The organism is Microlunatus sp. Gsoil 973 (genome assembly GCF_009707365.1).
Classification (GTDB): Bacteria; Actinomycetota; Actinomycetes; order Propionibacteriales; family Propionibacteriaceae; genus Microlunatus.
In genome coordinates, this window is the sequence record NZ_CP046122.1 from 3538993 (window position 1) to 3557175 (window position 18183).

Annotated in this window: 20 protein-coding genes; 10 read left to right on the forward strand and 10 right to left on the reverse strand. The window is 64.3% G+C overall.

Going from position 1 to position 18183, the window contains the following annotated elements:
* Positions 1-16: 16 nt before the first annotated feature.
* A complete protein-coding gene (locus tag GJV80_RS16690) occupies positions 17-1030 on the reverse strand; it encodes a Gfo/Idh/MocA family protein (protein WP_154688865.1) in 1014 nt (337 codons plus the stop codon).
* A 116-nt stretch (positions 1031-1146) separates the two neighbouring features.
* On the opposite strand from GJV80_RS16690, the gene GJV80_RS16695 reads away from it, so the two are divergent.
* Complete coding sequence (locus tag GJV80_RS16695) at positions 1147-1905, forward strand: glucosamine-6-phosphate deaminase (protein WP_195908978.1); 759 nt, start codon at positions 1147-1149, stop codon at positions 1903-1905.
* 63 nt (positions 1906-1968) lie between these two features.
* On the opposite strand, the gene GJV80_RS16700 is transcribed toward GJV80_RS16695, so the two are convergent.
* Positions 1969-2667 carry a response regulator transcription factor gene (locus GJV80_RS16700; protein WP_154688867.1) on the reverse strand — a complete coding sequence of 233 codons (699 nt, stop codon included), beginning with the start codon at positions 2665-2667 and terminating at the stop codon, positions 1969-1971.
* A gap of 16 nt (positions 2668-2683) precedes the next feature.
* Positions 2684-3874 (reverse strand): sensor histidine kinase, encoded by a 1191-nt coding sequence (locus GJV80_RS16705; protein ID WP_154688868.1) that lies wholly within the window; start codon positions 3872-3874, stop codon positions 2684-2686.
* Positions 3875-4039: 165 nt separating this feature from the next.
* Here GJV80_RS16705 and GJV80_RS16710 point away from each other — a divergent pair, with 165 nt between their 5' ends.
* Positions 4040-4738 carry a hypothetical protein gene (locus GJV80_RS16710; protein WP_154688869.1) on the forward strand — a complete coding sequence of 233 codons (699 nt, stop codon included), beginning with the start codon at positions 4040-4042 and terminating at the stop codon, positions 4736-4738.
* A gap of 69 nt (positions 4739-4807) precedes the next feature.
* On the opposite strand, the gene GJV80_RS16715 is transcribed toward GJV80_RS16710, so the two are convergent.
* Genes GJV80_RS16715 through GJV80_RS16725 form a run of 3 tightly spaced genes read right to left on the reverse strand, consistent with a single transcriptional unit; the run spans position 4808 to position 6806 of the window.
* Complete coding sequence (locus GJV80_RS16715) at positions 4808-5428, reverse strand: DUF3618 domain-containing protein (RefSeq protein WP_154688870.1); 621 nt, start codon at positions 5426-5428, stop codon at positions 4808-4810.
* On the reverse strand, positions 5425-5904 hold the full coding sequence (locus GJV80_RS16720) for a phage holin family protein (protein WP_154688871.1): 480 nt from the start codon (positions 5902-5904) through the stop codon (positions 5425-5427). The genes GJV80_RS16715 and GJV80_RS16720 overlap by 4 nt, the downstream gene beginning before the upstream one ends.
* Positions 5901-6806 carry a hypothetical protein gene (locus tag GJV80_RS16725; protein WP_154688872.1) on the reverse strand — a complete coding sequence of 302 codons (906 nt, stop codon included), beginning with the start codon at positions 6804-6806 and terminating at the stop codon, positions 5901-5903. The genes GJV80_RS16720 and GJV80_RS16725 overlap by 4 nt, the downstream gene beginning before the upstream one ends.
* A gap of 380 nt (positions 6807-7186) precedes the next feature.
* Here GJV80_RS16725 and GJV80_RS16730 point away from each other — a divergent pair, with 380 nt between their 5' ends.
* The 8 genes from GJV80_RS16730 (at position 7187) to GJV80_RS16765 (ending at position 15854) form a co-directional block, all read left to right on the forward strand.
* On the forward strand, positions 7187-7534 hold the full coding sequence (locus GJV80_RS16730; RefSeq protein WP_230207779.1) for a nucleotide pyrophosphohydrolase: 348 nt from the start codon (positions 7187-7189) through the stop codon (positions 7532-7534).
* Positions 7535-7827: 293 nt separating this feature from the next.
* Entirely contained in the window at positions 7828-8160 is a 333-nt protein-coding gene (locus GJV80_RS16735; RefSeq protein WP_154688873.1) for a hypothetical protein, read from the forward strand.
* Between the two features lie 1492 nt (positions 8161-9652).
* Entirely contained in the window at positions 9653-10501 is an 849-nt protein-coding gene (locus tag GJV80_RS16740; protein WP_154688874.1) for a hypothetical protein, read from the forward strand.
* A 146-nt stretch (positions 10502-10647) separates the two neighbouring features.
* Entirely contained in the window at positions 10648-11157 is a 510-nt protein-coding gene (locus tag GJV80_RS16745; protein WP_154688875.1) for a hypothetical protein, read from the forward strand.
* 224 nt (positions 11158-11381) lie between these two features.
* Positions 11382-12290, forward strand: a complete 909-nt coding sequence (locus GJV80_RS16750) for a hypothetical protein (protein WP_154688876.1) — start codon at positions 11382-11384, stop codon at positions 12288-12290.
* Between the two features lie 260 nt (positions 12291-12550).
* On the forward strand, positions 12551-13966 hold the full coding sequence (gene ngcE, locus GJV80_RS16755; protein ID WP_154688877.1) for an N-acetylglucosamine/diacetylchitobiose ABC transporter substrate-binding protein: 1416 nt from the start codon (positions 12551-12553) through the stop codon (positions 13964-13966).
* The gene (locus tag GJV80_RS16760; protein ID WP_154688878.1) at positions 13963-14955 is read left to right on the forward strand and encodes a carbohydrate ABC transporter permease; all 993 of its coding nucleotides are present in this window, start codon (positions 13963-13965) and stop codon (positions 14953-14955) included. The genes ngcE and GJV80_RS16760 overlap by 4 nt, the downstream gene beginning before the upstream one ends.
* Entirely contained in the window at positions 14952-15854 is a 903-nt protein-coding gene (locus GJV80_RS16765) for a carbohydrate ABC transporter permease (RefSeq protein ID WP_230207780.1), read from the forward strand. Before GJV80_RS16760 ends, GJV80_RS16765 begins: the two co-directional genes overlap by 4 nt.
* A 54-nt stretch (positions 15855-15908) precedes the next feature.
* Here GJV80_RS16765 and GJV80_RS16770 read toward each other — a convergent pair whose 3' ends face one another.
* From GJV80_RS16770 to GJV80_RS16785, 4 genes are read right to left on the reverse strand one after another with little or no spacing between them, the layout of a single operon-like run.
* Positions 15909-16661 (reverse strand): ABC transporter permease, encoded by a 753-nt coding sequence (locus GJV80_RS16770; protein ID WP_154688879.1) that lies wholly within the window; start codon positions 16659-16661, stop codon positions 15909-15911.
* Positions 16658-17428 carry an ABC transporter ATP-binding protein gene (locus tag GJV80_RS16775; RefSeq protein WP_154688880.1) on the reverse strand — a complete coding sequence of 257 codons (771 nt, stop codon included), beginning with the start codon at positions 17426-17428 and terminating at the stop codon, positions 16658-16660. Before GJV80_RS16775 ends, GJV80_RS16770 begins: the two co-directional genes overlap by 4 nt.
* Positions 17425-17781: a DUF1048 domain-containing protein gene (locus GJV80_RS16780; RefSeq protein WP_195908979.1), complete on the reverse strand. Its 357-nt coding sequence runs from the start codon at positions 17779-17781 to the stop codon at positions 17425-17427. The genes GJV80_RS16775 and GJV80_RS16780 overlap by 4 nt, the downstream gene beginning before the upstream one ends.
* The gene (locus GJV80_RS16785; RefSeq protein ID WP_154688881.1) at positions 17778-18104 is read right to left on the reverse strand and encodes a PadR family transcriptional regulator; all 327 of its coding nucleotides are present in this window, start codon (positions 18102-18104) and stop codon (positions 17778-17780) included. The genes GJV80_RS16780 and GJV80_RS16785 overlap by 4 nt, the downstream gene beginning before the upstream one ends.
* Between the last annotated feature and the right edge of the window lie 79 nt (positions 18105-18183).

An 18183-nucleotide genomic window follows, 5' to 3' on the forward strand; every position in this document is an offset into this window, starting at 1 on the left:
AACCTGTAGGTCATGATCACTTTCCTGCCGGCAGTTCGACCGGCCGACCGGTGCGCGCAGACTCGTAGATGGCGAGGACGACTTGCAGCGAGAGTCGTCCATCGGCGACGGTGACAAACGGCTCGCGGTGGTCACCGATGGCCTGGAGGAAGTCTGCGTACTGCGCGCGATGGGCCGCGTCGATGGATTCAGCCGCCTCGGACGATGGCGGTGTGGGCGGGGAATCGGTCACGGTCGTGGTGAACTGGGTGATCCTCTCATCGTCCATGACGATCACGCCCCCGTCGCCGTGGAAGGCCAGCCGGATCGGGAGCCCGGGGTTGGCGGCGGTGGTCGCCAGAAAGACGCCGATCGCGCCGGACTCGAACGTGATCGTGGCGCCGACGACGTCCTCGACCTCGATGTCGGTATGGGCGATGCAGCCGCTGTGGGCGGAGACGCAGACGGGGCGACCCATCAGCCAGATCATCAGGTCGAGCGCGTGGATGCCCTGGTTCATCAGGGCACCGCCGCCGTCCAGCGTCAGCGTGCCCCGCCAGTCACCGGACTCGTAGTACTCCTGGGAGCGCCACAGTGGCGACTCAACGACCGCCGAGGTCAGACGACCGAGCAGACCATCGTCGATCGCCGACCTGATGCACCGGGCGGCCGGCTGGAATCGCCGTTGGCTCACCACACCGACCGTCACACCGGCCTCCTGCGCGGCCTCCGCCACCTGATCGGCGCCGTCCATGGTGATCGCCAGCGGCTTCTCCACCAGCACGGACTTGCCCGCGTTGATCACCTGGGCCGCGACCTCGGGATGCAAGCCGCTCGGCACGCAGACCGAGTACGCCGTGACTTCCGGGTCGGCCAGCGCGTCGGCCAGCTCGGTGTAGGCGGTCGCGCCGTACCGATCGGCAAGAGCTGCGGCCTTCTCCTGGTCAAGATCAACGACGGCCGCCAGCTTCGCCCGGTCGGCGAGCGAGTCGATCAAGCGTGCGTGAACGGTGCCGATCACCCCGGCGCCGATGATCCCGACCCGCATCATGGTTCCAGTCCACTCGTCGAGCGTCGCATGGTGGTAGCCAAGCACGCAGCGGGTCGGGCGGCCACACCACCCCACCCGGTGTCTTGGTGAACGGTCAAAGGACCAGAATGGTGATCATGACCGCTGACCTGGACATGCGCATCTATCCCGACCGCGAGCAGTTGGGCGCGGCTGCGGCCGCCGACATCGCCGAGGAACTCCGGGCGGTCCTGGGGTCACAGACGTCGGCCCGGATGATCTTCGCGTCGGCGCCGAGCCAGGGTGAGACGTTGGCCGCGCTGGCGGAGGAGCCGGGGATCGACTGGTCCAAGGTCACCGCGTTCCACATGGACGAGTACCTGGGGCTGCCGCAGGATGCGCCGCAGAAGTTCGCCACCTGGTTGCGCGAGGCGTTCTTCGACCGGGTGCCGATGGGCGCGGTGCACTACATCGATGCGGACGGTCCGGAGACCGAATCGGCCGACGCCTATGCTGCACTGCTGCAGGAGTCGCCGAGCGACATCGTCTGTCTCGGCATCGGGGTGAACGGGCACATCGCCTTCAACGACCCGCCGGTGGCCGATTTCAACGACCCGGCCGCGGTCAAGATCGTCGAACTGGACGAGAAGTCGCGGGTGCAGCAGGTACAGGACGGCCTCTTCGCGACCGTCGATGATGTGCCGAAGCGGGCGATCACGCTGACAGTCCCGTCGCTGCTGAGCGGGAAACGGCTCTTCTGCATGGTGCCTGGTGCGCTGAAGGCGGATGCGCTGAGAGCGACAGCCAGCGAGCCGGTGTCGACCGCCTGGCCGAGCACGATCCTGCGGACGCATCCGCGGTGCACGGTCTATGCCGATGAAGAGGCAGCGTCCCTGCTGACCACCGAGTCGGAGTGACCAGCGCCCAGATCATGTCCGGCGCAGGGTGATCCTTCGCCCGGACAGGGATCCGTCGAGCCCTCATCGATCCCGGTTGGGATCCGTTGCGGGTGAAGCCGCGGAGGGCCGCGCCGCGCCGGGAGTGACCAGCCCGTACTCGTACGCCGCGATCACCGCCTGCACCCGGTCACGGAGGCCGAGCTTGGCCAACACCCGGCTGACGTGGGTCTTGACGGTCCCCTCGGCCACATAGAGCCGGGCGGCGATCTCGACGTTGCTCAGGCCGCCGGCCAGACAGACCAGTACTTCCCGCTCCCGGTCGGTGAGCACGTCCAGTGCCGAGCGCTGGAGCTCCAACGGCATCCGCACGTACTCCTCGACCAGCCGCCGGGTGAGCTTCGGCGCGAGCAGCATGTCGCCGGCCATCACCGTCCGGATGCCCGCGACGAGCTGTTCGGGAGTCACGTCCTTGAGCAGGAAACCGCTGGCCCCGGCCGTCAGCGACTCGAAAACGTAACGGTCTATGTCAAACGTGGTGAGCATGATCACCCGCACGCCCGGTGTGCCGGTCAGGATCTCCCGGGTCGCCTGAATCCCATCGACGCCGGGCATCCGGACGTCCATCAGGATGGCATCGGGTGGTCGATGCCGTACACACGCGATCGCCTCGGCGCCATCCGAGGCGCCGAACGCGACGGTCATGTCGGCTTGGGTTTCGATGATCATCTGCATGCCCGCACGAACCAGCGGCTGGTCGTCGGCGACCCCGACCGTGATCATCTGCGCTCCATTGAGATCATGCAAGTCCCTCCGGCATCGGTAGTTCGGCGCGCACCAGGAATCCACCATCGGGCCGTTCGCCACAACTGAACCGGCCACCCAGCGCGCGGACCCGTTCGGCCAGTCCCTCGAGCCCGCGATGAGCACCCGGAAGTACTGGCTCACCGCGCTGGGTAGGGGCATCGTTGATGATCTCCACAACGAAGTCTGCGTCCGGGCCCTGCCGATCGAGCCGAACCCGCGTCGGGGCTGATCCGGCGTGCTTGACCACGTTGGTCAGGCTCTCCTGGACGATGCGGTAGGCCGTCAGCTGCAGTCCCAACGGAAGTGCCACATCGCCGCGTTGATCGTCGAGCCGAACGGGTAGTCCGAGCCCGCGCATCCGGTCACACAACTCGTGCAGGGTTGCCAGCGTGGGCTGCGGCTCGGTCCCGTCATCGGTCACGTCGTCCCGGCGGAGCACGGCGAGCAGCAACCGGAGCTCGGCCAACGACCCACGGCCCAGCGCTTCGATCTCCCTGAGCGCTTTCCGGGCAACAGCCGGATCGGCATCCGAGGCGAGACGAGCAGCACCGGCCTGCACGACGATCACGGTGATGGTGTGTGCGATGACGTCATGCAACTCGCGGGCGATGCGGGCCCGTTCGGCCTGAACACCCCGTTCCTCGGCGAGCGCGCGATCCAGCTCCGCGCGCAGACTTCGCTCCCAGTGTGCCGCCCAACTTGCCGAGAACAGCCCGAGCGCCCAGAGGGCGATGATCAACGCGGCGTCGAACAACAGGTCGCCCGGCTCCCGCAGTTCGGCGAAGATCGCCGCCAGGGACGCGAATCCACCCAGTGCCAGGGCGAGGCCGACGACGGCGAGCCGCCGTGGCAGGTGCCGACCGGTCGAATACGTCGCGATGAGCAGCGGCAGGAATTCACCCCAGTAGACCAGCCGCATCGGGAACAGCAGCGAGGGCACGATCGTGACGGCAAGGATGATGCCGAGCGTGACCAGCGGAAGCCGGCGCCGGAGCAGCAGGGCGCAGCAGCACAGCACGATCGGCACGACGACGGTCGCGTCGCTGCCGGCACCGACCCGAGACGTGAGCCCGAACGGAACCTCGAGTTCGCCGACCACCAGCAGCACGGCAGCCGGGACGACGTCGAACAAGATGTCGCGCCCCTGCCATGGCCTGACCCGGCGTAGCCCGATGTGCACCATCCCACGCTAGCCACCTGAAGCGCTGCCCGGATCCATCTCAAGACATACATCCGAATCCGTCGCTCGGGCGAAGTCATCAAGTCGCTGCGGAGACGCGGCTGGTGGCTGATGTCCCTAGCGTTGCAGCCGTGCCAACAGGAGATCCGTTCGGGAGAGGGAGAATTGATGTCAGAGTCCAGACGATCCGAGACCGTCAGGCATTGGATGATGATCATGGCGCTGGTGCTCGGACCGGCGGTCGTCACGCTGTCGGCAGCGTTCATCCTGCCGTTACCCACCACCGATTCCGTGCACGACGACTTCACGGCCATGATCACCAATCGCCCGCTGCTATTGATCTCTTCGCTGCTGGAGGGTGTCGGATTCACGATCACCCTCGGCGGCTACGCGGCCATCGGTCAGTTCCTACGCCGGCGGGGTGTCACGCTGGCCACCATCGGCGCAGCCTTGTGCGTGGTTGGGATCCTCGGCTTCGGCTGGGCGGGTGCGACCGGCTTCGTGCTCCACGCACTGACAGGGATGACTGATCATGACGCCGCGTTCGCTGCGGCCCAGGCCATCGCGTCCGATCCAGCGAACTCGGTGTCCTCGATGTTGGAGATCGTCGGGCCGATCGGCGTACTGCTGCTGATGCTCGGACTGTTCCGTGCGCGGATCGTGCCGCTGTGGCCGGTTCTGGTGATCATTGCCGGGATACTGGCCAATGGGGTCATCGGCACCGTGGTGGCAACCTTCGTTGCCGATCTGCTATTGCTCGCGGGGAGCACCTGGGTCGCGGTGTACCTGATGCGTGTGCGTGGTCCGGAGCTGACTGCTGAGCAAGGCGAGCCGTCAGAGCTCAGTGGTGTCGCTCTACGGCGGTGACGCCGTGTTCGAGTGATCATGGAGGGGAAGAGGCGCCGCGCGACTGCGACGGCGCCCCTTCGTTCCTTGTTAGCTGTTGGAACGGGACTCTTGAACCGCGTCCTTGGATTCGGTCGCCTGATCCTTCACGTCGCCGGCTGCCGAGCTGGCGGTGTCCTTGACCTGCTCGGCTCCCTGCGTCGCGGTGTCGCGTACGGACTCGACGGCGTCCTGGGCGGAGCTCCTGAGCTCGTTGGCGGCATCACCGGCGACCTGCTTGGCCTCCTCCGCCAATGGCTCCAGCTTCTCCTTGGCAGCAGCAGCGGCCCGTTGTTCGGCCTCTGACGAACGGAACAGCGATGCTGCCAGCAGACCGGCGCCGAAGGCGATCAGGCCGGCCGCCAGCGGGTTGCCGTCGGTCTGCCGACGGAGGGCGTCACCCGCGCCGGCGGCCTTCTCCTTGACTCCGGTGCTCGTACCGGAGATCTGGTCACCGGCCGACGACACCCGGTCACCGACCGACTGGCTGACATCGGAGGCCTTGCCCATGACCCGGTCCTTCACTCCGGAGACGGCGCGTCGAGCCTTGCCGACCTGGCGCTGGGCGATGCGTTTGGGATTGGCCTCGTCGGCGAGGGTGTCGACGTCGTCGCTGAGCCGACTGCGGGTGCGTTCGATGTCGGCGCGGATCTGATCCGGATCGTTGGTCATCGGGGTTCCTCCATGGTTGTTCTGCGCGCGGGTGTGTGGGGCGGTTCCTGGCCCTTCAGGGCGGGCGGGATCTTCTTGACCGTTTCGGCGGTCTCGGGCAGCCCGTTGATCTTGCGCATCTCGGCACGTCCGACCATCGCCAGGATGGCGGCGATGATCGCCCAGATGGCCGCGACAATCAGCCCCGACCAGCCGCGCCCGATCACGCCACCGAGGGCCCACCAGAGGGCGACGGACAGGAAGACCAGGAACAACAGTCCGGCGACGCCGGCGCCGGCGTACATGCCCGCGCCCTTGCCGGCGCGGGTGGCTGACTGCTTGGCTTCGGCCTTGGCAAGGTCGATCTCCTGACGAAGCAGGGTTGTCAGGTCTCGGCTGACGTCGCCGAAGACCTCGCCGATCGACCGGCCGGACGTCTCATCGGCCGGAGACCCCGCCACTCCATGCGCCCCGGGACCGGTCGGGAGGTCGGTCATCGGGGGCCCGCCTCTCCGAGGCCACGCGGCAAGGTGTCATCGAAGCCTGTCTCGCCGACCGGAGTCGACGGCCCCTGCGAGTAGTCCGGCCCGGCGGGTGGCGGGCCACTCAGAGTCTGGTCACCGCCGGCGAAACCCGCGGATGCCGTCGAGTAGCCCCCCGGCACGGCTTGCGTACCGGGCGCGGAATGGTTGCCGGTACCGGACTGGTCGCCACTCTTTGCCTCCGCGGCCATCCCGCGGGTCAGTCGGCCGACCAGTACGCCAGCCGCGGCAGCGCCCAAGAGGAACGTTCCAGGACGGCGCCGGGCGAAGGACTTCAGCCCGTCCAGGATGTCGGCGGGTTCGTGGTTCTCCAGCCAATGCGCGGCCGCGCCCGCACGCCGGGAGGCGTCGTGGGCAAGTCCGGTCATCGGTCCGGATTCGTCAGAGCTGGACGCCATGGAACCGAGTTCCTTGGCGATCGAGTGCACCGACTGGGCAAGCCGCTGCTGCTGCTGACTTGCCTGGGAGTTGATCTCGGCAACACCCTGGCGCAGCAGGTTGCCGGTCTGGTTCTTGGCTTCGGAGGCGACGTGCGCGACCTGCTGCCGGGTCTCTTGGACGACCTGTTGGCCGGCCTGTTTGGTCGTGTCCTTGACCTCGCCTGCCTGGTCCTTCGCGACGTCTGAGGTCGAGTCGCTCGACGACTCCGGCGTGCCTGTTGGAGGCATGGGCGGCGCGGTGGGAGGCGCAGTCGGTGGCACGGCCGGTGGCACGGGCGGGACGCCTGTGGGCGGCACCGCCGGTGGTACGGATTCTGTGCTCCCGAAGTCCGAACGGGCGCCGGCCTCGCCGGCATACGGATCCTCGGGATACTCGCCCGGGTTGTGGGCAGGTCGGAAGGGACCGGTCTGGCTCATGGGAGTTCCCTCTGGGGTGTAACGGGACACATGCGTCGGGTGACGCATGCGAAGTTGATCAAGTTGGGCGGACGTCTTCACCCACGATGATCGCCCGGGTTACCCGGTGCTCAGGTACACGAACCACAGCCGATCGATGCATCTGGAAGCCCGAACGACGTCGTCCGCTTGTACGCCAGCTATGCCCCAGTCATGTCCGGATCGGGCGGGGTGGAAATTCCCGCGGGTGGCTTGCACTTCGCCATCCAGTCAGACAATCGCCACCGTACGTTCCGACCCTCCTGCCTGACGGCTCCGAGGAAGACGGAGCGCGCTCTGTTGATCGCCGCGAAGAAGCGCCGCTTGAGGACCAGGTGGGAATGCCATGGGAAGCTGGCTCGGTGTCTGATCTCATTGAGCTACGCGACGGAATGCGGCGCTTCACCGAGGAGCGGGACTGGGCCAAGTACCACGACCCGAAGTCACTGATTATGGCCCTGGTCAGTGAGGTGGGTGAGCTGGCCGAACTGTTCCAGTGGCTTCCCGCCGAAGCGGCATTGGAGACCGCCCGTGAGGAACCGCTACACAGACGGGTTGAGGAAGAAATCTCCGATGTGCTGCTCTATCTGATCCGACTCGCCGACGTGCTAGATGTTGATCTTGCAGAGGCCGCGGCACGAAAGATGCAGTCGTCTGCCGCCAAGCACCAGCCCGGTCAGCAGCCGACTCGATTCATCCTCCCTGAATAGGCTGCTGTCGTTCTCCCACCACGGCTTGGAAATGCGACGCATCGCTAGGCAGCCGCTGATAAATGAAGATGGCTCGCCGACGACACGCTGCCGTCCCGAACCGCTGTTGAAGTCGACCAACTACCAACCGTGTTCGCCGACTGAACCACAAGATCGGTCGCCCGCGACTGGGCTTTAGGAGTTCGGATCAGCAGAACGACATCCAAGCACGCGACCGCACCCGCTGTGGATAGGCGTGGCCACGCCAGGCTGGTCGCCGCTAGCGTGATCAAGAAGGGATGGGAGGAGATGCGATGGTTCCGCAATACGAGCATGACCTGCCCAACGGGCAAAGACTGATCTCGGTTGACGTCCAAACTGCCCAGGAGTACTTGCCTCAAGTGGTCGACAGCTTCAAGGCGGGCAACAACGAGCCACTGATCATCGGGGACGAGTCCAGACCCCGAGCCGTCGTAATTCCAGTTGACGAGTGGCTCGATCTCCACGAGATTGCCGGCCAAGTTGCCGCTGATCGCCGTCTGGAGTCCGAGGCGGGGGCAAGTATCGCCGAAGGCGGACCGGTTGAGCGTTACGAAGACGTCCTGAAGACGCTCTACGACCCGCGTCGAAAGCCGGACGATGAGTGACCCGTATGCAGTCTTTCTCCGGCCGCGTTTCAAGCGCCGGTTGCTCGAACTGTCAGAAGCTGCCCGACGGGATCCCACTGGCTTGCAGGCGAAGGAACTCGCCGCAGTGCTAAATGCTCTCGAGGCGCTGGCGCAAGGTCGCGAACGCGCCTGGGAAGGGAGGAGACTCGGACGTTCCGGCCGGCATGTAGATCTTCGAGACTGCGCAGAGTTGAAAGTTTCTGTGACTCAGGAATACAGCGCCCGCGGCAAGCCACTCGGTCCCTCACATCGCCTTCTCTATCGCGAATACGACCCAATGCCGGGCGACACGCGACCGATCCGGGAGCCGATTGCGTTCGGGCGCAGAGAGAACGGCGAAGTATTCCTACTCGGCGGCAAGGAGCTCAATCGTGTTATTGGCCGGAAGGTCGCTGGGCTCCAAGAGCTTGGGAATGTTGAGCCCAGGATCGGGGCGCCAAGCCGTCAGATCCAGCCACCAAGTCCAGTACGCCTGCCGCTCCCGCCGGACATCGCGGCAGCGCTGTTGACGACGGGCGGTCACGGTCGCTTAAGACGACCTGCTCCATCTCTGGACGGGACGCAAATTCACCGCACAGGTACCTCTTGGAATCTCACAGCTGCAAGACTCCGCCGGGACTGGTAGGTGGCTCGCAGTGTGTCCGGCGGGGCAAGCTGGGTGGCAGTCCGATCGGTCATCGGTGCGGAAGTTGTCCACAGGGGGTGCCACGATCGTGGGAGCTTCTGCTTAGCTATGCGGCACGGACTCTTGTGAGGCACTGAGCATGCATCGACGGCTGGCCGCGGCGACGACTGTCTGCGCGACGCTGCTGCTTGCCGCGTGCACTCAGAACGCCCCACAACCTCCGCCACCACCTTCGAGCGGGCCAACGGTACCGTCAGCTTCGAGTAGTCCCATTCCCGCTTCACCGTCGCCTACCACGTCGAAGCATTCAGACTTCCGCACGGTCCAGGATCTCTACAAAGCCGAGTTCGCCGATGAAGTTCGAGTGCTTAAGCACGGCGGCGCTGACGTTCTTCCCCACGAGATGCGTCGACGAACCACTGGCACATACCAGAAGGACCTTCTTCAAACGCTGAGATCAGAGAAGAAGGAAGGATCGAGGCTAGTTGCGGGTGGTCGGCTCCTTGGGATCAAGATGGAGCATTGGTCGCCTACGAAAGTGACCTTCCATTCCTGCGAGGATTACACGGGGCTGAAGGCAGTTGATAAGAATGGCGAGCCGATCAAACAGAAACCCGGCGTGCGGGCCATTCAGACAATTACGACAATCAAGCCCCACAGCAGATGGCTGATTGCAGCCTCTGACGCGCGAGTCGTGAAGAACTTCCGAGGCGCAGAATGCAACGGACGGTGGTATAAGTGAGACTGCGGCTGGCGGCGCTCCTATCCGCAACTCTAGCGATGACCGCCGCATTGCTCCTGCCAACAGGAGCCGCTGCCGAAACCAGGCAATGCATCCATAAATATATGAAACTGCAACAAAAGACCGGCTTGGTATCAGTGCAATGTGACAAATGGGCCAGCACTAGTCATGCCAAGACGGCCGACAGCTCAAACCCGACCCATCGACCGACTGCGCCCCCCAAGGAACACGTCCCGACGTACGCGGAGCGGGTTGCGGAGATCAAGGAGAAGAACAAGCAGGCGATCGACGCGTACAAGGCTGCTCTCGCCCAGCGCAGTGACCACTACCGAACCGGAGAATGCGTCTTCACCGCGGGCGGCCCGTTCTCAAGCCAGAACTGCTCGATGCCGACCAAACCCAACTTGATCAACATCCCTGACCCGCCGAAAGGCAGTCCGCGACCAACCGAGCCGATGTTGCCTCCCGAGCAAGCCGCCTACCTGGCCATCGCCACCAAGCTCCGCATCGACGCCTCCTCTGTCGGTATCGGACCGGATCCCGATCTCAGCCGCTGGAAGATGGCCGTCGTCGGCCACTCCTACTGGCTCTGGGCGGATGGCCCCACCCACATCGGCCCAGTCTCCGACTCTGCATCCGGACGAACCGTCACGCTCAATGCCACGCTCAGCTCGGTGACCTTCGACATGGGCGACGGGCACACAGTCGGATGCAAAGGCGCCGGCACCCCGTACCCGGGGGACAAGAAGGGTCTGCACGCCAAGTCACCGACCTGCGGCTACACCTATCAGAGGACCTCGGCACATCATGCGGGCGGCACGTACCCCGTCCGGGCCACCACCTACTGGAGTGTCGCCTACACCGCACCGGACGGCTCCGGGGTCATCCCCATCGTGCTCTCCTCGCAACGCCAACTGGAGGTCGGCGAACTGCAGACGGTGATCACGCACTAATGGGCGGCGCCGAGCAGCGCCCGCGCCGGGACATACTCGACCCCGCTGTGTGACCGTTATCCACAGACCAGGGCATGACAACGCCCATCAGACGTGGCGTCGCTCCTAGACTCGGCGAACATCCAATCTCGAGGAAGTGAGCGCTGATGCCAGACCCCGAGCCGGAACAACCGCTCCCCCAATCCGAGCTCACCGCCGTGCAGCTGCTGACGCGGCTGCTCGAGTTGATCAAGAACAGCGACAGCGTGGCCGACTTCAGCTTCGACCAGGTCCAACGAGCTCTCGATGTCCCCATCGAGCGATACGGGCCGAACAAATGGGGGACGCAGGCGCGGCTTACTCGCAACTGGAACTATGCGATCCACGCTCTGGAAGACTTCCCAGATGGAGCACGAGTCATGGTGTCGTTCTTCGAGGACGAAAGCACAACATTCGGCGACATGACCGAGATCTGCCAGCTGGACTTCGATGACTTCACCGGCGACTTGCGGAGCGCGGGCTTCATGAAGCAGTCGTTCTACGGAGATCACGGGATACCGCTGTACGACGCGTACACCCGGAATCATCTTCGTGTCGAAGTCTCTTCGCGCGGCGAAGCCAGTAGATCGAGCGACAAGGTTCTGCACCAGTGCATCCAAGCGGTCCTGGTGCGCTAGAGGTGGAACCCCACACTGCAATGCCTCGGGCGATCAGGCTTGTCCTTCGCACGTTCGCAGCCCAACCCGGCGTCACCGAGGAGAATGTGGCGGTCCTGTCGTCCGTCATCACCGGTTCTCCGCGGCTTGTTTCACAGCTCAACGCCTCAATTCGAACTGGTCAGCTGACCGGACTCGGGTCACTACCGACGGAGTCGCATGCCGGCGGGACCTACGATGGCCGGTTGAAGGTCATCAGCCTGCCGGTCGGGATTCTGGTACCCGAAAGGCGTCCCGAGATCACCTTCGTCCTGGGCCATGAACTCCAGCACGCACTGAACAACCCCGCAATGCAGGCGACGCACGAGCGGTTCTTGGAGGCCATCGGATATGCGGCCCAAATGGCTTGTGACTACACGCTGGCGATCCGGGACCACCTCGCCTATCAACGCGTCGACGAGGCAAGCGCAAACCTTACGGGTTGGAATGCACTCGTGGAACACGTGCGGGACGCGTATCCCCAAGCGTCACTTGCTCACGTCGTCCTGAAGAGTTGGCGTGCAGAGGATTTCGTCACCCCAACCCGCGGAGCGAAAATGTACGCCGCCCGGCCTGGCCTCACCATCAAGCCAGACCTCACCATCGACCCTTCGCCGGCCAACATCGAGGCGATAGGCCGCTACTACTTCGACAAGGACCCCGGGCACACCAAGATCGGATATCTCGGCACTTCGGATTACCTCAACCTGTACGGCGCCGAGGCAGTCAGCCAGGTCGCGGCCTTCCATCGCGACTACAACGACGGCCAACACCCGCCACCCATCATGATCATCAACGCGACCGAGCTGGGGCTCTCGCGCAAGATCATGGAGGAGAACGGCATCGACCTCCAAGGACAGCCGACCCAGCCGTACCTCGACTGCAGCACCGACCCACCGCGGCTGGAGTTCCTGCACCACACCATCACCACACACCGGCACGTGCCCACCGACTTCCAGGCTCCCGCCCCCTCGGCAGCGCCCGACCCGTCGGTCGCGCTCGCTCGCACACCCCCGGGGCTGTCCCGGACGTTCACCCCACGGCTTCACCCCGGCGCGAACCTCCGGCGTCGGGCGCCCGGGCGGGGGCCGGCCGTCGACCCGCGGGAGCGCTGAGGGGCTCGTCCCGATCATCTGCCCAGAGCGCTCTGCTGTCTCGTGTTGCGGTCAGGACGCAATCTCGTATCGAATCCGTCAATTGGTTGCGACTCGGAAGAAGAAAGCGAAGAATCCCACCGCAGGGAAGCTATCCACCCTAGGATGCGGGACATTGTCTCAGGTGGATCCGATCGCAGCAGGTCAGCCTGACCTGCCGTACGACCACGATCGGAGCTGTTCTGACAACGAAGTCGGGAACTAAGAGAAGGCAGGACCGAATGACAGAATCCATCGGATCGGCCCGGCTGGACCGCCGCGGCCTGCTCCGCGGGTCATTGGCGACCGCAGCCCTGGCGGGTCTGGGAGGGACCCTCGCCGGCTGCGCCACCAGTGGCGGCGGCCAAGTCAAGCAGGAGACCGGGACCAAGTCGGCAGACAACCCGTTCGGGGTGCCGGACGGCTCAACCATCGACGCGGTCATCTTCAACGGCGGCTACGGCTACGACTACGTCCAGTTCGCCGCCGACCAGCTCAAGAAGAAGCTGCCGAAGGTCACCCCGAAGGTGACCCCGTCGACCCAGATCGCCCAGGAGCTGCAACCTCGCTTCGCCGGCGGCGATCCGCCGGATCTGATCGACAACTCCGGCGCCGGCGCCATGACCTTCAACTCCATCCAGGACCAGCTGGAGGACCTCCGGGACGTCTTCGACGCCAACAACTACGAGGGCACCAAGATCTCCGACACGCTCTACCCGGGAGCGATCGAAGCCGGCACCTTCGGCGGCAAAGTGCTCGAGGTCAACTACGTCCTCTCGCTCTATGCGATCTGGTATTCCGCCTCGCTATTCAAGGAGAACGGCTGGTCGGTGCCGCAAACGTGGGACGAGGTCATTGATCTTGGTGCCAAGGCGAAGGCCAAGGGCAAGTACCTCTGGGTCTGGGGCAAGGAGGCGGCAACCTATTACCAGACGCTGGCGATGGAGTCGGCCACCAAAGCCGCCGGCGACGACTTCCGGCTCCCGCTGGAGAACCTCAAGCCGAAGTCCTGGTCGCATCCGGCGATCCAGAACGTGTTCAAGGCGTTGGAGACCTGCGTTCAGAAGGGTTACTTCAAGCCCGGTGGTGCCGGCACGCAGTTCACCAAGGCCCAGGCCCAGTGGAGCAACGATCAGGCCGCGATCCTCTACCCCTCCGGGGCATGGATCGAGAACGAGATGAAGGACCAGACCAAGGAGGGCTTCGAGATGACCGGCGCCCCGGTGCCGGTGGCCTCGACATCTGGCGAGGCGATGCCGTACAACGCGATCTACAGCACCGCCGGCGAGCCCTTCATCGTCCCCAAGGGCAAGAATCCGGCGGGCGGCAAGGAGCTCCTCCGGGCAATGCTCTCCAAGGAGGCGTCGGCCAACTTCGCCAAGACCAAGCTGGCACCGACGATCGTCAAGGGCGGCATTCCGGACGACGCCTTCGGCTCGACCGCGCTCGCCTCGCAGGTCAAGATGCTCAACGATGCCGGCAGCAACACCTTCCGCTTCACCACGATCGGCATCTACGGCATGAACACCGATCAGCTGGTGGTCTGGAACAACTTCCTCTCCGGCAAGATCGACGCCAAGGGCCTCACCGAGGGTCTGCAGAAGATCATGGACAAGGTTGCCGATGACCCGTCGGTCAAGAAGACCAAGGCCACATGAGCACATCGGCAGCATCGACACGGGCGACGGCGTCGGGCACCACGCCCCGGCGCCGTCGTCGCCGTTGGACCTTCGACAAGATCAGCTTTCTGGCCGTCTTCCTGGGCGTCCCACTGATCATCTATGTCGTCTTCGTGATCTCCCCGTTCATTCAGTCCATCTACTACTCGCTGACTGACTGGGGTGGCTTCAGCACGACCATGAACTTCGTCGGCCTGGCGAACTTCAAGGAGCTGCTCAGCGATGATCTCTTCCTGACCGCTCTGCGCAACAACATCACCCTGTTGATCGTGTTGCCGGTCTTCACCATCGTCGTCGCGTTGATCTTCGCCTCACTGGTCACTGTCGCCGGCAGCAACCGCGGTGCGGTACGTGGCCTGCGGAACTCCAGCTTCTACCGGGTCGTCTCGTTCTTTCCGTACGTCATCCCGGGTGTGGTCATCGGTCTGATCTGGGCGCAGGTCTACGATCCCAGCTCCGGCCTGCTCAACGGCGTGCTGACCAAGGTCGGCCTACACCAGTTCGAGTCGTATCCGTGGATCGGCGACGAGCGGACCGCCCTGGCCGCGTCGATCTTCGCCATGGCCTGGGGCGGCATCGGCTTCTACATGGTGCTGTTCATTGCCGCGATCCGCGGCATCGAACCCGAACTCTTCGAGGCGATGCGCATCGATGGTGCCGGACGGTGGAAGACCGCGATGCACCTCACCATGCCGATGATCAGGGACAACGTCCAGACGGCGTACATCTATCTCGGTATCGCTGCCCTCGACGGGTTCGTCTTCATGCAGGCCCTGAATCCGACCGGCGGCCCGAACAACTCCACATTGGTTATGGGTCAGGTGCTCTTCCGGACCGCCTTCGAGCACGGCAAGTACGGCCTGGCCACCGCCATGGGTGTCGCACTCTCGATCGTCACGCTGGCCTTCTCGGCGCTGGTCTTCGCGGTGAACCGACTACTCGGCGCAGAAAGGGACGTGGCGCGGTGACGACGACAACCGATCTGCCACTGGAACCGACCGTCGCACCCGCGCACCAGGAACGCAAGGTTCGGGACACCCCGGGCGAACGAGCCACCGCCGGTGTGGCGCACGTCGTTCTGATCATCTGGTCGATCATCGTCATTGCGCCGATGTTGTGGACGCTGCTCTCCAGCTTCAAGACGTCGCGAGAGATCTTCGCGTCGCCGTTCAAGCTTCCGGCGGCGTTGCAGTTCATCAACTACGCGCACGCCTGGCAGCAGGCGGGCATCGGCCGTGCCTTCATCAATACCGTGATCGTGGTCGGCGTGGCCATGGTGCTGGTGATGATGCTCGGCTCCATGTGCTCCTACGTCCTGGCGCGGTTCCAGTTCTTCGGCAGGCGCGCGATCTACTACCTGATGCTGTCCGGGTTGACCTTTCCGGTTTTCCTGGCGATCGTTCCGCTGTTCTACGTGCTGAAGAACTTCGGACTGCTCAACACACTGCCCGGGCTGATCATCACCTACGTGGCCTTCGCGCTGCCGTTCACGGTGTTCTTTCTGTACGCGTTCTTCCGCACGCTCCCCTACGAGCTGGCCGAGGCCGCGGCGATCGACGGCGCCGGGGAGTGGAAGACGTTCTTCCTGGTGATGTTGCCGATGGCGCGTCCCGGCATCGCGTCGGTCGCGATCTTCAACTTCCTCGGACTGTGGAACCAGTTCCTGCTGCCCGTGGCTTTGAACACCACGCGGAGCAATTGGGTGCTGGCCCAGGCGGTCGCTGCGTTCGCGTCCCAGGCGGGATATCGCACCGACTTCGGGATGCTGTTCGCGTCGGTGATCATCACCATCGTGCCGGTACTGGCTGTCTACGTGATCTTCCAGCGACAGTTGCAGGCGTCCGTCACCGCAGGCTCGCTCAAGTGACCGCTGCCGCAGCCCGCGCCGGCGTCCGAGGGGCAACCGGCGCGGGCTCGGAGATCATGGGACTCGGCGGTACGCCCGCATCGCGAAGACGTACGCCACCAGCCCGGCACCGACCAGCCAGGCCATCGCGATCCAGATGTCATTCCCGACCGGGCGGGACTCCAGCAGAGCACGCAGAGTCTCGACGATCGAGGTGACCGGTTGATTCTCGGCGAACACCCGGACCGGCGTCGGCATGCTGGCAGTCGGCACGAACGCCGAGCTGATGAACGGCAGGAAGATCAGCGGATAGGAGAAGGCCGACGCACCGTCGACGGACTTGGCGGTCAGGCCGGGGATCACCGCGAGCCAGGTCAGCGCCAAAGTGAACAGGGCCAGGATTCCGGCCACCGCCAGCCACGCGACGACGTTCGCACCGGACCGGAATCCCATGATCAACGCGACGCCGATGATGATCGCCACGGAGATGAAGTTCGACACCAGCGATGTCAGGACGTGGCCCCACAGCACCGCTGACCTGGCCACCGGCATCGAGTGCAATCGGGTGATGATGCCCTTCTGCGTGTCGTTGAAGATCCGGAACGCTGTGTAGGAGATGCCGCTGGCGATGGCGATCAACAGGATCCCGGGGAGCAGGTAGTTGACGTAGTTGTCGGTGCCGGCGTTGATCGCGCCGCCGAAGACGTACACGAACAACAGCATGAAGGCGATGGGCATCAACGCGACCGTGATGATGGTGTCCGGACTCCGCTGGACGTGCTTCATCGTGCGACCGAACAGCACGGTCGACTCTCGTACGGCGTTCATTGCTTGATCTTCTCCTTCGTCCTGCCGACGACGGTCAGGAAGATCTCCTCCAGCGTCGGTTGCTTCTCGATGTATTCGATCTTGGCCGGCGGAAGCAGCTGCTTCAGTTCGTCGAACGTCCCGTTCACGATGATCCGACCTTCGTGCAGGATCGCGATCCGATCAGCCAGCTCCTCGGCCTCGTCCAGATACTGCGTCGTCAACAGGATCGTGGTGCCGCGATCCGCAAGTTCCTTGATCGTGTTCCACACCTCGAGTCGTCCCTCGGGATCCAGCCCGGTCGTCGGCTCGTCCAGGAAGATCACCTGAGGATCACCGACAAGGCTCATCGCGATGTCCAGCCGACGGGTCATGCCGCCCGAATAGGTTCCGGTTCGTTTGTCCGCGGCATCGCCGAGCCCGAACTGCACGAGCAGGGCCTCGGCGACCGTGCCCGGGTCGGGGACGCCGCGCAGTTTCGCCACCAGGAGGAGGTTCTCCCTGCCGGTGAGTATCTCGTCGACAGCGGCGAACTGGCCGGTCAAGCTGATCGCCCGGCGTACGTCGTCCGGCTGCTCGGCGGTGTCGAAGCCGGCGACCCGGGCCGTACCGGCGTCTGCCTTGAGCAGGGTCGAGAGGATGTTGATGGTCGTCGTCTTGCCGGCGCCGTTCGAGCCGAGCAGGGCGAAGATCTCTCCGCGGCTCACCTCGAAATCGACACCTTTGAGGACTTCCACGTCCTTGAACGACTTCTGCAGGCCATCGGCCCGGATGGCAATCTCGGTCATTGATCGGACTCCTCGCGTGCGAGCCGCTTGTGCACGCTGCTGTTCAGCTTGTCGTGCCAGTTCTCGGTGTAGGTATTGGCATTGCGGAGCAGTTCGTCGCAGAATTCCGCGACGTCGTCACCGGTGACCTCCAGGGCGCGTTTGCCGTCGGCGACGCTGGTCTCGAAGAGCCCGAGCAGATCTCGCAGCAGGTAGACCATGTCCATGCCGTCGCCGCCGGCGAACTTGAAGACGTACTTCTTGATCTCGTCGTAGACGATCTGGTAGTCGCGAGGCAGTGCTTTCGCGCGCGCCTCCATGTTTCGCCACTCCTTCTTGTCGCCGAGGATCTTCTTCAGGAAGTTCTCGATCACTTCTGGTTCTCCTTGAGTTCGTTGATCTTCTGGGACAGGAAGTCCCATTTGGCCCAGAACGAGCTGAGCTCGGCTTTGCCGGCGTCGTTCAACGTGTAGAACTTCCTCGGCGGGCCCTGGGTGGACGGCTTCTTCTCGATGGTCACGAACCGGTTCTTCTCCAGTCGCAGGAGGATGGTGTAGACGGTGCCCTCCACGACATCGGAGAAGCCCAGCCCTCGCAGAGTCGACGTGATCTCGTAGCCGTACGTCTCACCGCGGCTGATGATCTCCAGCACGCAGCCCTCGAGCACGCCCTTGAGCATCTCCGTCAGGTTGTCCACGCCTGACCCCCTCCCTTGGTACATTGAAGCCAGTAGTCAGTGTCACGCAGTACCACTAGTTTGTATCACTGAGTACCGG

Excerpts from the sequence above, each read along its gene's own strand:
- GJV80_RS16690 (WP_154688865.1), bottom strand. The coding sequence starts at position 1,030 with ATGATGCGGGTCGGGATCATCGGCGCCGGGGTGATCGGCACCGTTCAC.
- GJV80_RS16695 (WP_195908978.1), top strand. The coding sequence starts at position 1,147 with ATGACCGCTGACCTGGACATGCGCATCTATCCCGACCGCGAGCAGTTG.
- GJV80_RS16700 (WP_154688867.1), bottom strand. The coding sequence starts at position 2,667 with ATGATCACGGTCGGGGTCGCCGACGACCAGCCGCTGGTTCGTGCGGGC.
- GJV80_RS16705 (WP_154688868.1), bottom strand. The coding sequence starts at position 3,874 with ATGGTGCACATCGGGCTACGCCGGGTCAGGCCATGGCAGGGGCGCGAC.
- GJV80_RS16710 (WP_154688869.1), top strand. The coding sequence starts at position 4,040 with ATGTCAGAGTCCAGACGATCCGAGACCGTCAGGCATTGGATGATGATC.
- GJV80_RS16715 (WP_154688870.1), bottom strand. The coding sequence starts at position 5,428 with ATGACCAACGATCCGGATCAGATCCGCGCCGACATCGAACGCACCCGC.
- GJV80_RS16720 (WP_154688871.1), bottom strand. The coding sequence starts at position 5,904 with ATGACCGACCTCCCGACCGGTCCCGGGGCGCATGGAGTGGCGGGGTCT.
- GJV80_RS16725 (WP_154688872.1), bottom strand. The coding sequence starts at position 6,806 with ATGAGCCAGACCGGTCCCTTCCGACCTGCCCACAACCCGGGCGAGTAT.
- GJV80_RS16735 (WP_154688873.1), top strand. The coding sequence starts at position 7,828 with ATGGTTCCGCAATACGAGCATGACCTGCCCAACGGGCAAAGACTGATC.
- GJV80_RS16740 (WP_154688874.1), top strand. The coding sequence starts at position 9,653 with ATGAAACTGCAACAAAAGACCGGCTTGGTATCAGTGCAATGTGACAAA.
- GJV80_RS16745 (WP_154688875.1), top strand. The coding sequence starts at position 10,648 with ATGCCAGACCCCGAGCCGGAACAACCGCTCCCCCAATCCGAGCTCACC.
- ngcE (WP_154688877.1), top strand. The coding sequence starts at position 12,551 with ATGACAGAATCCATCGGATCGGCCCGGCTGGACCGCCGCGGCCTGCTC.
- GJV80_RS16760 (WP_154688878.1), top strand. The coding sequence starts at position 13,963 with ATGAGCACATCGGCAGCATCGACACGGGCGACGGCGTCGGGCACCACG.
- GJV80_RS16770 (WP_154688879.1), bottom strand. The coding sequence starts at position 16,661 with ATGAACGCCGTACGAGAGTCGACCGTGCTGTTCGGTCGCACGATGAAG.
- GJV80_RS16775 (WP_154688880.1), bottom strand. The coding sequence starts at position 17,428 with ATGACCGAGATTGCCATCCGGGCCGATGGCCTGCAGAAGTCGTTCAAG.